13 protein-coding genes and 1 pseudogene are annotated in these 16,056 nt (G+C 39.2%); 9 read left to right on the top strand and 5 right to left on the bottom strand.

The window, feature by feature from the left end:
* Positions 1–89 precede the first annotated feature (89 nt).
* The 4 genes from ACYVFA_RS22445 (at position 90) to ACYVFA_RS22460 (ending at position 4,156) form a co-directional block, all read left to right on the top strand.
* Entirely contained in the window at positions 90–935 is an 846-nt protein-coding gene (locus tag ACYVFA_RS22445) for an AraC family transcriptional regulator (RefSeq protein WP_460474110.1), read from the top strand.
* The gene (locus ACYVFA_RS22450; RefSeq protein ID WP_460474111.1) at positions 932–2,422 is read left to right on the top strand and encodes an ATP-binding cassette domain-containing protein; all 1,491 of its coding nucleotides are present in this window, start codon (positions 932–934) and stop codon (positions 2,420–2,422) included. The genes ACYVFA_RS22445 and ACYVFA_RS22450 overlap by 4 nt, the downstream gene beginning before the upstream one ends.
* Positions 2,423–2,685: 263 nt before the next feature.
* Positions 2,686–3,264: a TetR/AcrR family transcriptional regulator gene (locus ACYVFA_RS22455; RefSeq protein WP_460474112.1), complete on the top strand. Its 579-nt coding sequence runs from the start codon at positions 2,686–2,688 to the stop codon at positions 3,262–3,264.
* Between the two features lie 61 nt (positions 3,265–3,325).
* Positions 3,326–4,156, top strand: a complete 831-nt coding sequence (locus ACYVFA_RS22460) for an SDR family oxidoreductase (protein ID WP_460474113.1) — start codon at positions 3,326–3,328, stop codon at positions 4,154–4,156.
* 22 nt (positions 4,157–4,178) lie between these two features.
* On the opposite strand, the gene ACYVFA_RS22465 is transcribed toward ACYVFA_RS22460, so the two are convergent.
* The gene (locus tag ACYVFA_RS22465; RefSeq protein WP_460474114.1) at positions 4,179–6,224 is read right to left on the bottom strand and encodes a glycoside hydrolase family 65 protein; all 2,046 of its coding nucleotides are present in this window, start codon (positions 6,222–6,224) and stop codon (positions 4,179–4,181) included.
* Positions 6,225–6,346: 122 nt separating this feature from the next.
* On the opposite strand from ACYVFA_RS22465, the gene ACYVFA_RS22470 reads away from it, so the two are divergent.
* On the top strand, positions 6,347–7,192 hold the full coding sequence (locus ACYVFA_RS22470) for a c-type cytochrome (RefSeq protein ID WP_460474115.1): 846 nt from the start codon (positions 6,347–6,349) through the stop codon (positions 7,190–7,192).
* A gap of 42 nt (positions 7,193–7,234) precedes the next feature.
* On the opposite strand, the gene ACYVFA_RS22475 is transcribed toward ACYVFA_RS22470, so the two are convergent.
* Both ACYVFA_RS22475 and ACYVFA_RS22480 read right to left on the bottom strand, forming a co-directional pair.
* Entirely contained in the window at positions 7,235–8,779 is a 1,545-nt protein-coding gene (locus tag ACYVFA_RS22475) for a hypothetical protein (protein ID WP_460474116.1), read from the bottom strand.
* A gap of 50 nt (positions 8,780–8,829) precedes the next feature.
* A complete protein-coding gene (locus tag ACYVFA_RS22480) occupies positions 8,830–9,396 on the bottom strand; it encodes an RNA polymerase sigma factor (RefSeq protein WP_460474117.1) in 567 nt (188 codons plus the stop codon).
* 417 nt (positions 9,397–9,813) lie between these two features.
* On the opposite strand from ACYVFA_RS22480, the gene ACYVFA_RS22485 reads away from it, so the two are divergent.
* The 3 genes from ACYVFA_RS22485 (at position 9,814) to ACYVFA_RS22495 (ending at position 13,597) form a co-directional block, all read left to right on the top strand.
* Positions 9,814–11,820 (top strand): hypothetical protein, encoded by a 2,007-nt coding sequence (locus ACYVFA_RS22485; protein WP_460474118.1) that lies wholly within the window; start codon positions 9,814–9,816, stop codon positions 11,818–11,820.
* A 57-nt stretch (positions 11,821–11,877) separates the two neighbouring features.
* On the top strand, positions 11,878–12,786 hold the full coding sequence (locus ACYVFA_RS22490) for a DUF72 domain-containing protein (RefSeq protein WP_460474119.1): 909 nt from the start codon (positions 11,878–11,880) through the stop codon (positions 12,784–12,786).
* Positions 12,787–13,015: 229 nt separating this feature from the next.
* Positions 13,016–13,597: an LOG family protein gene (locus ACYVFA_RS22495; RefSeq protein ID WP_460474120.1), complete on the top strand. Its 582-nt coding sequence runs from the start codon at positions 13,016–13,018 to the stop codon at positions 13,595–13,597.
* On the opposite strand, the gene ACYVFA_RS22500 is transcribed toward ACYVFA_RS22495, so the two are convergent.
* Positions 13,598–14,971: a M56 family metallopeptidase gene (locus tag ACYVFA_RS22500; RefSeq protein ID WP_460474121.1), complete on the bottom strand. Its 1,374-nt coding sequence runs from the start codon at positions 14,969–14,971 to the stop codon at positions 13,598–13,600.
* Positions 14,968–15,342 (bottom strand): BlaI/MecI/CopY family transcriptional regulator, encoded by a 375-nt coding sequence (locus tag ACYVFA_RS22505; RefSeq protein ID WP_460474122.1) that lies wholly within the window; start codon positions 15,340–15,342, stop codon positions 14,968–14,970. The genes ACYVFA_RS22500 and ACYVFA_RS22505 overlap by 4 nt, the downstream gene beginning before the upstream one ends.
* A gap of 420 nt (positions 15,343–15,762) precedes the next feature.
* On the opposite strand from ACYVFA_RS22505, the pseudogene ACYVFA_RS22510 reads away from it, so the two are divergent.
* Positions 15,763–16,056: pseudogene (locus ACYVFA_RS22510) on the top strand (hypothetical protein); the annotation flags it as partial.

Raw genomic sequence — 16,056 nt, forward strand, 5'->3', positions numbered from 1 at the left:
TTCTACAATAAACTATTCCATCATTATCAAATACTTGTACTTTATTAACATATTTTATAAATTTGTTTTACTGATAATGATAATAAAGCATGAAAGTAGAATACGAGAAAATCTCCCCTGATACGGGTAGTTCTTTCCGTCTTATCCACTGGAAATCAGAAAATGACCGATTCTTCTGGCACTATCACCCTGAGTATGAAATCGTTTTTGTGCGTAAAGGTTCAGGCAAATTACACATCGGCCAGCACCTGACTAACTATGAAGAAGGTGAACTGGTTTTCATTGGCCCAAATCTGCCGCATACAGGTTTTGGCTATGGGGTTATTGGAGAGCATGAAGAGATTGTAGTACAACTCAGAGAAGATTTTCTGGGCGAAAGCTTTATGTATACACCTGAAATGCAACAGGTTAAGCATTTGTTTGAAAAAGCGAAGCAAGGGCTTTCTTTTCATGGAAAGGCAAAAAAAATAGTGGCAACCAAATTGCAAAAAATGCTGAATCTCTCACATTTTGATAGATTGGTAGAGCTATTGAATATCTTTCAGACCCTTGCTACTACTACCGAATACGCTGCATTGAATACGCCTGAGACACTGTTTGATTTCAGCCATAAAGACGAGAATCGTATTAATAAAGTATATGAGTATGTAGAGCATCATTACCGTGAGCCCCTGGATATTCAGGTAGTAGCTGATCTGATTAGTCTTACTGTTCCATCGTTCTGTCGGTATTTCAAGAAAATTACGCATCTGACTTATACCGATTTTGTGAATGAATATCGGGTAAATCAGGCTTGCCGGCTATTATTCGACAATCATTCTATTGCCGATATTTGTTTTGAGGTAGGCTTCAATAATATTTCGCATTTCAATAAAACTTTTAAGCAGCTTAAGGGCAAAAGCCCCCGGGAGTACAGGCTATCTCTAACCAAATGATTGAATTAAACAAAGTATCCGTACAAAAAGGAGACCGGACGGTCTTGCACAACTTAAACTGGCAAATCAAAGAAAATGAAAACTGGGCTATTATTGGGGGCAACGGCGCCGGGAAAAGCACTTTGCTGGAGGCGATAGCCGGAAAGATATTCCCGTTTAAAGGTACTGCTCATATACCTCACTACTCAGCAATTGCTTTTGTAGCCAAAGATTATAGTTTCAACCGGATTGTTCAATCGGCTACACAATACTACCAACAGCGATTCAACTCAATGGATGCAGAGATTGCACCAACAGTGATTGAGATTCTGCAAAACAGAATAAAGCCTTTGGGGACAGTGAATGAAAATTCTATCAAATTGCCTCCGCCAGAGTTTTCAGATGAAGAAGTAGCCCGTGTAGCGAGTTTGCTAAAGATTAATCATTTATTAGATCGTAGTATAGTTACACTTTCGAACGGAGAAACCCGTCGGACATTGATTACTTTGTCTTTATTAAGAAAACCCAAGTACCTGCTATTAGATAACCCTTTTATTGGCTTAGATGTAGAAAGTCGGCATACATTACATGAGGTAATGAATCAGGTAGCGCAATCAGGTATTCAGATAATTATTGTGAGTTCATCCAAAGAAATACCTGATTGTATTACAAACATCATTGAATTGGAAGAGGGTGAAGTGAAAAAGCTCTATACCAAACCTTTTCAGTTTACAGATGAGCGTATAGCTAAAGAAAAGATACTATATCCTGAAATCCTAGAAAAAATAGAAAGTAATCCGCCGAAACATACGTTTTCGTATGCAATCAATATGCGCAATATTGTAGTTAAGTATAAAAACAAGAATGTAGTAGATGGCGTAAACTGGCAGGTAAAAAAGGGCGAAAAATGGGCTTTGATGGGGCCCAATGGCTCGGGTAAAAGTACATTATTAAGCCTGATTACGGCTGATAATCCGCAAGGGTATCAGAATGATTATGAGTTGTTTGACTGGAAACGTGGCACAGGCGAAAGCATCTGGGATATTAAACAGCGCATCGGCTATGTTTCGCCGGAATTACATCTCTATTTCAATCGTCATACCGAAGTATGGAAAGCGGTTGCTTCTGGCTTATTTGATTCAGCCGGCTTATTTAAAAAACTGACACCTGAAGAACACACTACCGTAGAAGACTACCTGAAATTATTGAATATCTATCACCTTGCCAATCGACAAATTACTCAACTATCTTCTGGTGAGCAGCGGCAGGTGTTTTTAGCCAGAGCCTTAGTCAAAAATCCATCATTGCTGCTATTGGATGAACCTTGCCAGGGGCTAGATTATAACCACATGGTTTATTTCAGAGATTTGGTTGATGAACTGGTGTTGGCTCTTGATAAAACGCTGGTATATGTTACGCATTACCCAGATGAGATTCCTGCTTGTGTGGATAAGATAATCAGGTTGGAGAATGGGAAGACTGTGGAAATGGGGGAGAGGAAGGTGTAGATTTTTTAGTTGCAATTGGGGATTTACTTGCTATACATAGAATGCTTGCGTGTGCCTTCGACTTCGCTCACGCACCGAGAGGTCTTTGTTTGCTTCATTAACCATTTACCTTAAACACCGTTTTTGTGCCGAAAAATTATTGGTCTTTCAGTGCCTGAGCGGAGTCGAAGGCACACACTAAGGTATATGAGCTTTAAAAAATAAAATCAAATTTCTCTTGTAAAATGAATTTTTATTCATTTATATTTGTACTGTAATTAGAGATGAGAACAAAAGACGAAAATAAGGAGATACTGATATTAGAAGCAGCATTAAAAATGATTGCCCGCATTGGTCTGGCCGGATTGAAGATGTCTGATTTGGCCAAAGAAGCGCATCTGGCAACCGGAACAGTATATATTTATTTCAGAGATAAAGAAGAGTTAATCAGAAAACTGTATGTATACTTATTAAGAAAATCCTCTAATGAAGTAATAAAAGGTATTCCAGCAAACGAACCGCTCAAAAAGAGAGTGAACAAAATATGTTATAATTTTCTGATTAATAATGTATTACATCCCGAAAATGGGGCTTTTTTTGAACAATATTTTCGCTCGCCTTTTTTTCATGAAACCGAAAGTGTGCTTGAAGAAGAGAGTTTAGTTATGCGACCTTTCTATGAATTAATTATAGAAGGACAGCAACAAGGAATCGTTAAAGAAACCGACCCTGAATTATTAGTGACCTTGATATGCGGTATGCTTGAGGCAGTTGCGAAAGTAGCCTTTTATTCGCAGAAAAGCGTTTCGTCGGAAGAATGGGAAACAATTTTCAGTGTTATCTGGGACGGTATGAAGAGCTAAGATTATTTGGCTATTTTTTTAATCTATAAATGAATAAATATTCACTTTAAATAACAATATCATGAATAAGCAAACCATTTTAATTACCGGAGCCTCTTCCGGCATTGGTAAAATAACCGCAAAATACTTTGCTGAACGCGGCTGGAATGTTGCCGCTACTATGCGTACACCTGAGAAAGAAACAGAACTGAAACAGATAGCCAATATCAGATTGTATCAACTAGATGTAACTGATGATAATAGCATCGCAAAGGCAATTGATAGTACAATCAAAGACTTTGGTAAAATTGATGTATTGCTCAACAATGCCGGATATGGAGCAGTAGGTGTTTTTGAAAAGGCTACCAGAGAGCAAATCCAAAAACAGTTTGATACCAATGTATTTGGCGTGATGAATGTAACCAGACAGATTCTACCTTATTTCAGAACTCAGAAGGGTGGAACAATCATCAATGTAAGTTCAATGGGTGGGAGAATTACTTTTCCGCTTTATAGCGTGTATCATGCTACTAAATGGGCTTTAGAGGGTTGGGCAGAATCTTTGCAGTTTGAAGTGCGCCAGTTTGGAATTAAGATTAAGAATATTGAGCCTGGTGCTATTAAAACCGATTTCTTAGGTCGCTCGATGGAGGTATTCAAAAAAGAAAGCCTGAAAGATTATGATAGATATGAAGAGATTGCCACCAGAAATACAGATGAATCATATAAAAGCGCGCCTGATGGCTTAGTGGTAGCAAAAACGATTTTTAAGGCAGCTAATGATAGTTCTTATAAATTGCGCTATCCCGCCAGTGGACAGGCTTCGATGTTTTTGTTTTTACGTCGACTTTTACCAGTAGGAATTTTTAATGGAATTGTAGGTTCAGTTGTAGAGAAAGGGTTTAAAAACTAAACCCTTTCTCTATTACGAAATCTTATTTCACCGTAAAAGTCTTTTTATCTACGCCCACTCCTTTAATCGTCAATGATTTCCAGTGGCCTGGTAGTTTGGTTTTTAGCTGAATGATACCTGCATCGGTAATGTCCAGACCTGCCCAGCCATTGATTAGGGTTTGTAGATAACCACCTGCTCCGGTCGCAAAATAAGGGTTAGTGCCTCCTGCGGTTTCGGCTAATACGCCAAATGGTGGTACTTCATTTGGTTTATAGCTATCCAGGTATTGTTTATAAGCCGTTTCAGTATCGCCTAAGCGTACATTCAGGATAGAGAAAACACCATGAGCCATCGCAGGGCTTTGGCCTTTTCCTCCCGGTTGGTTGTCACCCAAAGCTTTCCAGTAGAAATCTAAATCTTTTTTGATGATTTTAGGGTCAGTTATCTGTTTCATCGGGTAAGCTAAGAGGTTTACATCGCCTTGCTTGATCGGCTCACCATTATAGCTGGCGTGTTCACGGGTAACACCATCCGGGAATTTAAGGATAATGATTCCCTCCTGTACTTCTTTCCACATCGGATTTTCAGGTAACCCTAATTCTTTAGCAGCCTGATTGGCAAAACCTAATACTTCTTTGGCCATCCCATTAGTATAAGCGTTATCATCCACATTCTCAGCCCACTCGTCAGCGCATACTACGTTGATGATATGATATTTTCCATCAGTTCCTTTTTCAACCCGGCTTACCCAGAAATCCGCTACTTCTTTCAGCATAGGATAACCCCTGTCTCTCAACCAGCCTTTGTCTTTAGTCACCTGATAGTACTTCCAGAAGGCGAAACCAATATCGCCCGTAATATGGTGCTGAAAAGGCCCTGTTAATGCCCATACAGGCGTAGCTTCCTGTCCCGAATCATCTGATTCCCATGGAAACATGGCTCCTTTAAAACCATGTTCTTTGGCATTGGCTTGTGCCGCAGCCAGGCGCTCAAAGCGATACTCTAAAATAGACTTTGCTAACTCAGGTTTCATGACCAATAAAGGAGGGTACATCCATATCTCGGTATCCCAGAAAACGTGTCCATTATAACCTAAACCAGAAAGACCCATTGGTGAAAGGCTATACGCTTGTCCTTCCCGGCAAAAAGAATATAAATGATAGAGTGAGAAATGTGCTGCTCTTTGTGCTTCAGCATCACCTTCGATGATAATATCTGACTCCCAGATTTTTGCCCAGGCTTCTTTGTGTTTTTTCAGTAAACGTTCTCTTTTTTCGAGGGCCGCAAAGATGGTTAAGCGTTCGGCTTCGTTGTGTGGATCGGCTACGTGAGCCGTTGAAATTACTGAACCTACTACCGAAAATTTATAGGTTTCACCTGCTTTTAGTTTTCTGGTAAATTTCATGCGATGCATACCATTATCCCACTCTTCATGGATTATCTGAGGCTCTTTGCCACGTTCTTCTTCAAATAAGAAAGAATTAGAAGCTGCAATGGTATGTTTACCTGTTGGCGTTTTTGCTACTGATGTCATTAAGGGAATCAATGAGTGCGGGCGGTCAATCAGGTGATAGTAGTTTTCTACGTCTCTTAACATATCCGGTGTTTGCATGATGCTGATGGGTGTGATTTCCACATCTTGTTTGGCCGTAATTTCCATCTCAATCATGGCAGAATGGGGCAGGTGACGCAAAGCAAGCACATTAGATTTGACTGATACTTTATTACCCAAATCGAAAGTAGTAGTAAAGATGGCATTCTGCATATCTAGGGTCTGGGCAAAGTTGCTGATATTCTTTTTATCAATCAGTTTGCCATCTACATTCAGCTCCATATTGGCAAATTCAAATACCTTCATGATATTTGATACCCGTCCACGGCCATAGGTATCAAAAGCGCCATTTAATACAATATCTTTTACTTTCAAGGGCTCTGGAGATGAGATAATGCCCACCATTCCGTTGGCTACTGTTACACCATAATAATTGTTAGGGTCGAAGTTCTTAGCGGTTATCTGCCATTGCGCAAAAGAGAGGTGCGTAAGCAGACATAGGAAGAGAATTTTCCCGATTGTGATTTTGTTCATAGGTAAAGTTTTAAAATATGGCTAAAAGTAATGCTTTTATAAAAAAAATCAAATTTGATTTTTAGGTCGGATATTTTAGGCTAATTTTAAATTCTGTTACCAAACCATCCCTATTTTGACCGATGAAAAAGGTTTTGTTGTTTTTGCTACTACCTCTTATTTATCTTTCTTGTAGTCAATCAGAATCTTCAAAAGGTGATTCATTACAGGTAGCTAAACCTGAGCCTATTCTGTTAAGTTCTACCGACTCTGTTTCTATTGATTTATTGGAATTGAAGGAAAAAGGGTTGCTGGAAAAAACGCAGGTAGTGACAGTAAATGAAGACCCGGTTTATTTCAAGAAGAAACGCTATAATGCGATTTCACTAAAGGAAATATTAGAAAATTACTCATCGGCTAAAAATCAGAACCCGGCAGAAACCAAAGTGGTATTTGAATGTGAAGATGGCTATAAACCGGAAATGCCCCTTGAAAAACTATTGTCAGCAAAAGCTTATCTGGCAGTAGACGATGTAGATGCACCTAAAGGTAAAGAATGGGAAACACTTTTGAAAAACGGAGAAGAAGTAAAGATTGCGCCATTTTATGTGGTATACGAGGGCGTTTCAGCGACTGATGCAGATTATAAATGGCCGTATAACTTAGTGAAAATTCATTTGGCTCCTTTGCATGAAAATGATGCGGCTTTAGTACCAAAGGTGGAAACAGCCAAAGCAGGTTATGACCTGTTTAAGAAGTATTGCCAGACTTGCCATAGTCTTAATAAAATTGGAGGTAAAATGGGGCCAGAATTGAACTTCCCGAAGAGTGTAACAGAGTATTGGAATGTGGAAGATTTAAAAGCCTTTATTCAGAAACCGGAGAGCTATCGTAATGAAGTGAAAATGCCAAATCTGGGTATAAAACCTAAAGAAGCTGAAGAGATTGTGAAATATCTGGAATATATGAGTAAGAATAAGGTTAATTAAATAAAAAACGCCGTTCTCATCGAGAGCGGCGTTTCCGTCTAATTAAAACCGATAATTAAAGCCGTAATTAATTCCAAACATTTGTAATCGCATATTCAGATCTACCGACGAGTTCATACCCGAGAACAAGGCTCGCTGATACGAAGTGCCGATATTTGCCTGCCAGTGTTTGCTGAGCATATAACTCGCTCTCACCCCACCCAATCCACTGAAATTGACAGGCTTATAAATTTTACTATCGCTACTAATGGTATTTTTCCCTCTTACCAGACCATTGTCTGTAAAAATGCTGTTTTGTAAAAAGATGTCAGTTGAGATACCTGCTAATACGTTCAGTCCTAGTTTTTTGGTCAATCCTATTTCATAACCCACCTGCATCGGTACCATCAGATATTCATATCTGTTCCCAAATTGAGAAGCATCTGCTACTACTGTATTACTGGCACCGGCAAAAGCATAGTCTTTGGCCGAGTTTTGGAGTAGATAGTCGCCTAAGAAAGTATTTACATAGCCATTGTTCTGAAACGCATACGTATTGGTTTCTAAAGTAGAATTACCTCTCAGGTATTTAATTCCACTTTCTACCGACCATTTCTTCGCAATTTTATAACCTACTGCTATTCCGCTATTGATAGCCAAACCAGCCTTTATTGCATTTTGTGGTCTTGACACCTGCACATTCTTATCTGGACTAGCCGCTGAACCATTTGCCAATTGCGCATATTCATTAGCTGAGCTATAAGCCATACTATTCAGGCTTCCGAATTTCATATTCGGGTCAAATGGGGCAACACCTGACTGTAATCCTACCCATACTTTAGACTTATGGGAAGCAAGATCAGCTGTTTCTGTGTTTTCTAATGCTTCTGCATCAAAAGCCAGCTTGTTTCTATTCATGGTATATCTGCTACCGAAATAGCGGTACTTTTTACCTTCAATATTACCCACATTTGCAAGTGTTGACTTGCTATCGTCGGCTATTGCTGGCGTTATCGCAAGAGACTCTTTATTTTGCCCTGTATTCTCTACACTTGTAGGGATAGTAGCCGTATTGTTAGAAGTAATTGTTGGGTGATTAAGGGCGATAACTGGTAAATCACTATTTCTAAGCTCAATCTTACGGGCATTTAGCGGCACAGTGCTTTCTGAACCAATAATGATTGGTTGAGTGCTTGCTTTCGTTTGAGCGCTTCTTGAAACAATATTCCCTGCATTAGGCGATGTGTCTGCCGAAGCCAAAGCCGTTTGTCCTTCTGTTGGGGTGGCAGTAGTTTTTGGTGTATTGTCAGATTCTGGGGCATTTACTCTGGTGTCTCCTTGTGCTGGCTTGGCTGAACCTTGCGCTACATCACTTGTTTTTACTTCTCTGTTAAAAAATAAAATACCTCCCAGCACCAGGGCTAAGGCTGCTGCCAGGCCTGTTGCCATGAATGACGGTTTAAGGAAAAATAAAAAAGGACTTCTTTTCTTCTTCTTATCTAGCTCCGACTCAATACGTCCCCACAATTCATCTGAGGGAGGTACTGAGGCATCATCAAATGCCTTTCTCCATTCTTCTTCAAAATTGTTTTGTCTTTGAAATTCCATTTGATTTTATCACGAACTTATGGCGTTCGTGTACTCATGAGTGTTTATTCTTAAATTTTGTTTACCGGGCTCTTGCTCTCTGTTTTTCTTGCACTGCTCCCCAGTTTTTGTTGCAAGAGTGTTCTCGCTCGCGAGTATTGAGACTTTGAAGTACCTTCAGAAATCCCCAATAACTCTGCTATTTCGTTATGTTGATACCCTTCTATGGCATACAGGTTGAAAATTGTTCTGCAACCATCGGGAAGGCTATTGACCATTTCCATCAATTGTGCAAACTGGAAGTTTGAAAGTGTAAAGTCTGCGTCTTCTACCGTATCACTTACATTTTCACTATCTGTATGATTCATCCAGTTGGGCTGATTCTGCAATTCTTTTAAGGCCGTATTTACTACTATTTTCCGAAGCCAGGCCTCTAGCGGACAATCAAACCGAAAGGTGGGTAGTTTCTGGTAAATCTTAATAAACGCATCCTGTAAAACATCCTCCGCATCAGCTCTATTTTTCATGTACCGCATAGACGTGACCAGCAACTTACCCGCAAACATCTCATAGAGTTGTCGCTGCGCCATCCGTTCTTGCCGAATGCAAGCCTGCACTAATTCATAATCACGGTGCATGAAAAGGGTAAGTTTTTAATCCAGCCTTATGGATTGAAAAGGGAGTTTATCTAAAGAGACCCTGATATTTCCGAAATGGTTGGAAGTTGTAATAAATATTTTGTTTTATCGTATAATCGACAAGCTTTTGCTGTCGGCATAATTATGATAATAAACGAATATGTACCGACTTGAGTCGGTACTGTATGCAAAAAATACCCGCGCGGCGTCCGCTTTGTTGTCTTAGACGGCGAATTCAATTCGCTGTTACTATGGGATAGGTCTGAAATGCAACTAAATCCCAAAAATACAAGAATCCTGCCGCTAATAGCCGTAATTCAGCTAAATATCTTCCGCCACTTGATAAAAAAAAACTATAAATTCTTGTATTTTGTTCCGATTTCATAACTTTGTATATTACCCATTTAGTATAGACTGATGACAACTGATACAATGGCCGCACCGATGATGTTTGATTTGTGGCGTCAGAATCATTATATATATAAAGATAAATATACCTCGCACCAGACTTCGTATATTGAAAACCTCCTGCCTGAAATAGCCGTTCAGCTCAATGTGTATGAAATTCTGGATATTCTCCAGAGACGTTTGGGTGCTGAAACCCTGCAAAGAGCCTTAGATACCAATCAACGGATTCAAAGCCCTGTGAGCCATTATAAAGATGGAAGCTGGTTGAAGAAAGCCAATATGGTAGGTATTAATGTGCGTACCATCGGCAATTTCTTCAATGTCATTAAATATGCACTGACGATTCCAAAGTCGCAGGATTCGATTCATCTGCTGCCTATCTGGGAGCCGGGGGTAGTCGGAAGCCTCTATGGCATGACAAGCTTTAATATTAATCCACAGTTTTTCAGTCAAGAACTGGCTACAGCCATCCCACAATTGAATAGTGTAGAAAAACAATTGGTGTTTGTGGTGAATGTGCTTCATGCAATGGGCAAAAGCGTGGGGATGGATGTGATACCTCATACAGATCGGTTTTCAGAAATGGTGATTGCTAATCCCCGCTTTTTTGAGTGGGTGAAAAGAGTGGGAGGCAGGATTATGAGCCATTCAGAAACCCTTTATCGGGAAATAGAGGAAATTGTCTGGTTATATCTCCATAGGCATGGCACAGCTAATGGCTCGCCTTTATCTTATTCAAGAAATGTGTTCTTCTCGCCGGAAATCCCGATTCTGACTGACGAGCAGCGTTTAGAGATTCTATTCGGTCATAAAAACGATTATCAGGGACGCTTACGCCGAAGAATTGAATTGCTGCAAGACATTGTGTATCAGGGATATGAAACCCTTCCGATGACCATGGCACCGCCTTACAGGGGCTTGCACATCAACAATGAGGAGTTTATTCTGGATGATAATGGTAATCGCTGGTATACCTATGAATTTGATGAACCACAGGCCATGTCAAGGGTATTCGGGCCACTGGCGCGTTATAAGTTCTATCATTCAAAAGACGATAATTCTGATTGGAAATTAGATTTCAATAATCCGAATAAACCAGTGTGGAGTTTCTTCTGCCAGAAAGTATTTGAATGCCAGAAAGCCTACAATTTCGATTTTATGAGGGGCGATATGGCGCACGTGCAACCACGTGCAGAAGGTGTACCACAGCAAATTGACGAGTATTATGACCCATTGAGGGCTGTCAAGAAATTTGTTCAGAAACAAGGCGTACCTTATTTTGGCTTTTTTGCAGAGACTTTTCTGGTAGAGCCTGATTTTATGGGCTATGGTAATGAATTAGACCATCTGGAAGCCATCGAAGCTGATTCTACTCTGGGCGATTTGCAATCAACCGTAGTGGGTTCAGCAGAATATATGGAGAAAATCACCCAATACCACCATTGGCTGAAGACCAGAAGATTTGCGCCTAATTATACACTCATTACTGCCGATAAAGACGATCCGCGTTTTGATAGTTTTTACCAGACAGGCAATCACCTGCGTTTCTTCATCGCTTTGTTTCTGACTGATATGCCAAGCTATATGAGCCTGGGATTTGAAACCCGGAATCTGCACATAGAAAGAGGTGCAAATGAAGAATATACCAAGCTATACGTTTTTGAAATTCAGGACGATAAGCAGCCGGATAAAGTAACCCACGGTGTTTTTAACTGGGGTAAAAACTTTGAACAGTTTGCGATATTCGAACAACTAAGAGCATTGGCCGAAAATATCTGGGATGAAATCAAGGAAAGAGAGGTCAGATGGCTGCTGGAGCCCAACGAAAATCAGAAACTGATGGTCTGGACATTGCAGGACCACGCCCGATATATATTTGTAGCAAACCTTGATACAAACAATTCGATCGATGAAAACGTTTTAAAAGAGGTGACCTTCAATCACCCACTTAGCTTGCTGTTTGATACCGCACAGTATTCGTCACAACAGGAGTGCCGGGTATATGTGTTAAATTAAAATCATTATACTAGATACACATAACATAGGCGAAAGCCGCTATAAAAATTAACACCAATGGATTTCGGAAAACTACCGGATGTGTCGGGAGTAGATTTTACGCTCCCACCAGATAATCCGCTGACAGACAAAATATTATCATCGAAAAATACCGACCAGCCTGTTGAAGCCTATCTTGGCCCACCGATATGGGCCTTGAAAGACTGGGTAGGCAAAATCTATCCGAATAGCGCCAAAGAAAAAGACTTTCTGCATTATTATACCCGCCAGTTTAATACCATAGAATTGAATGTAACCCATTATCAGATTCCTACGGCAGCGATGATTAGTCGCTGGAAGGAGGAAGCCGTGAAAGGTTTTAAATTCTGTCCTAAATTCCCACAAGCTATCAGTCATGACCGCCAGTTGATAGGGGCAGAAGCCTTAACTGAAGAATTCTGTAATGCGGTATTACAATTAGGAGATAATCTGGGCAGAACATTTCTGCAATTGGCTCCCACTTTCGAACCCAAGCAAATGAAGAATCTGGAGAGCTATTTGAAAGCTTTACCGGCTGGTTTTCCGGTATCAGTTGAGTTCAGGCATGAAAGATGGTTTTCTGATAAACGTATATGGGAAGACACTTGCGCCATGCTTGAAGCCCTGGGGGTAGGTACGGTAATGTCTGACGTAGCAGGTAGAAGAGATGTATTGCATATGACATTGACCACTAACGACCTGATGCTAAGGTTTGTAGGGAATGAATTACACCCGACAGATTATACAAGAACCGATGAATGGTGCCGCCGGATAACAGAGTGGATACAAAAGGGACTAAAAAATATTTATATTTTTATACACTGCGGAGAGAATAGATTTGCCCCGGAACTGACACATTATTGGATAAAAAACCTGAATAAATTAAATAATTTACGTATACGCGAACCTAAGATTACTCCACAAGTTGTGCAAGGCAGTCTCTTCTGAAATATTTCTTGCTTTATTACATTGAAGTCTATAAATTGCAGAAAATTATACTAAAGTCTTGAGTCAAATTTTATATTGTTTCAAAAAGATTTTAGGAAGAAAAAGGCCAATGAAAACTCAAAGATTTTTTTTCCTGACAAATTTAGCGAACAAATAAGCCCAACAGATTGTTGGGTTTTATTTTTATATAGGTACCTATTAATAACCCAATAGTATTTAAAGCAAGAGAATGAAAAGCATTTTAGTGTATTGTGGTGCCAATGTTGGTAAGAACCCAGCTTTTAAAGAGGCTGCCGAAGCATTAGGAGCGAGATTCGCCAAAGATAATATCAGATTAGTATATGGTGCCGGAAGTGTAGGCTTGATGGGTGTAGTAGCGGATGCTGTACTAGCCAATGGTGGACAAGTAACAGGCGTAATTCCTGATTTTTTGGTGAAGATGGAAGTAGGGCACAAGGGCTTAACCGAAATACACGTAGTAGAGTCGATGCATGAGCGCAAGGCATTGATGGAGAAATTGTGTGATGGCATTATCACCTTACCGGGTGGCTATGGCAGCATTGACGAATTGTTTGAGATATTAACCTGGGCACAACTGGGTCTACATCAAAAACCCATTGGCATCCTTAATGTCAACGGGTTTTATGATTTCCTTTTACGACAATTAGAAGTAATGGTACGAGAGGGTTTTCTGAAACAAGAGAGCCTTGACTTATTATTAGTATCAGATAATATTGAACATTTGCTGCAACAGATGGAAAACTTTCAACCTACCCCACATCATAAATGGTTGAAAAGAGGTGATACCTGATTATTGTTTATTCTGCCTGGTTTCATCAAAAAATATGGTTGGTGACTCTTTTACACTTTTCATATATACATTATCATAATAATCGTTAGTCATTATATCTAACTGATGTTTATGTTTGCCATAGTTAATCGCATTTTTTAACACTCTACTACTTGAAAAGCTTGCTATATCACTTGGCTTATATTTGGATATTGCGCTATTGGGTACTCTTTTATCATCAATCCAAACGCCATATTCTTTCGGGTCTTTCCACTTATCCATCATTTCTTTAGTAACCACCATTCTCTCCCAATATAAAACCTGGAAATCCTTTTTTTTCTCTTCTTCGGTTAGCTCTTTATATGATTTATTCGTTGCCTTACCATCTTTACCTCTCATAAATACCGTTGCATGCTGATAATTAACATCCTCTTTCTTTATTTTTTTAGTTTCTGGAGCCTCAATTATTCTTGGTGGGTTCAGTTTTAAAGTTTTAGGTTCCTGAATCTGCGCAATTGATTTAAAATTGGCAAGACAAAAAGCAAGTGCCGCAAACAGTGGAATGCACACAACTTTTCTGATAAAAGCTGTTGGTTCGGAAGTGATTTTAGTCATCATCAATAATCGTTTTTTAGTTATCTGAAAATTTAAGTTGCTTGTTAGAGATAATCCGCTGGTTTGCGCAGCCTTACTGAGCAGTAAATATTGATAGGCTGATACATCTTGATAAGTTTTATTGACAGCCTCATCAGCCAGAAACTCATGATTCAGTTGAATAGCTTGTTTATAGAGATAAAGTAGTGGATTAAACCAGAAGATAATCCGCATTAATTCAACAAAAAGTACATCGAATGAATGCCTTTGGCGTACATGAGCCAGTTCATGGCTGAATAACTCAGGTTCAATGTGAGCATTATCGTAATACGCTTTACTGATAAAGATATAGTTCAAAAAAGTATAAGGGAGGGTTTTCTGCTCTAATAAAACCAGCTTTGCTTCCTGCCATTTTATTGTAGGATTACTTCGAATGCTTCTGAATATTGTAACCAGATTATTGAGAAAGCGTATAAGAAAGAAAAGGGAAATCAAACTACTGAATAGAATAAAATATTCCTGCCACGAAATTGATTGCTGGGTTTTAATGGATTGTTCTACAGGATTGATAGCCTGAACGATAACAGGCGGGTCTAAGGTCTTTTTCAATAGGACCAGATTATTTTCCGCTACCGTAGTGGGCAGTTCGATACTTATCAGAGGAGTTGTGAAAGCAAATACAAGACTTCCGAGGAGATAGAATCTGTTGAAGATGTGCAATTTTTCAGATTCTAATATAAGCTTATAAATACCCCAGAGTATCAACAAGCATACAATCGATTTGAAAAGATAGAGTATCATGAGTTTTTCTTTTTTTGAATTTCCTTTTCAATGATGGCTTTCAATTCATCTAATTCAGAACCCGATAAGTTGGTTTCGGTCGTAAAAAACGAAGCAAATTGTGAGGCCGAATTATTAAAAAAATTCTTGATCAAGCCGTTCACATGATTTGCGAAATAATCAGTTTTACTTATTAAAGGATAATACTCTCTCGAATTACCATATTCTTTATAGCCTACAAAACCTTTCTCAATCATGCGTTTCAATAAAGTAGCAATTGTGGTAACGGCGGGTTTAGGTTCGGGATAAACCTCCAGTAAGTCTTTCATAAATGCTTTTTCGGCTGTCCACAAGTATTGCATCAGGTTTTCTTCAGTTGCTGATAATTTCATATTCTACAATATTAGAGATTGTTCTACAAATGTAGAGATAAGAAACTAATATCCAAATATTATTAACTAATTTTTTAGTTTAATTTTTTGGATTGAGTTAACTCGAAGTGCATTTGGATAAAGTAATTCAAGAAATAAACGTTCTTAGCCAAGATACTATGACAAAATCGGACTAATGTCTGAGAACGCTTATTTCTTGAAACTTAATAAGTCCGGCATTGTAATAAAAGACATTTGTTATCTTAGACGGCGACTTCAGTCGCTAACACTCTCGCCGTTAAAAATATATTGTTTCGGATTCTAACAGAGAGTAAGATTTAGAACCGACGCTACGCGTAATAAAATGACTAAGGTACGAAGAATACCACAACAGTATGATTTGACAAGAAACTATCCCAATTAGTTTGAAAACAGCTTGTTATGTCAGAAATTTATTGCATTAAAATCCACAACTGGTCGTCCACAACTGGTCGTCCACAACTGGTCGTCCACATAACAATTACTGCAATGAAAGAAGAAAAAAGTATTGTCAATATAGGTGGCAGAGGCATTACCACCTATCTACCGGAGTATGACGAGCAAGCCTACAAGATTTGTCTGCTAGGTGCAACCAATGAGACGCTGGCCGAGTTTTTTGGGGTCTGTCGGGCAACTTTAAATAAATGGATGAAAAAATATCCGGGTTTTCGGGAGGCTATTAAAAAGGCTAAATTG

The organism is Emticicia fontis (genome assembly GCF_054779675.1).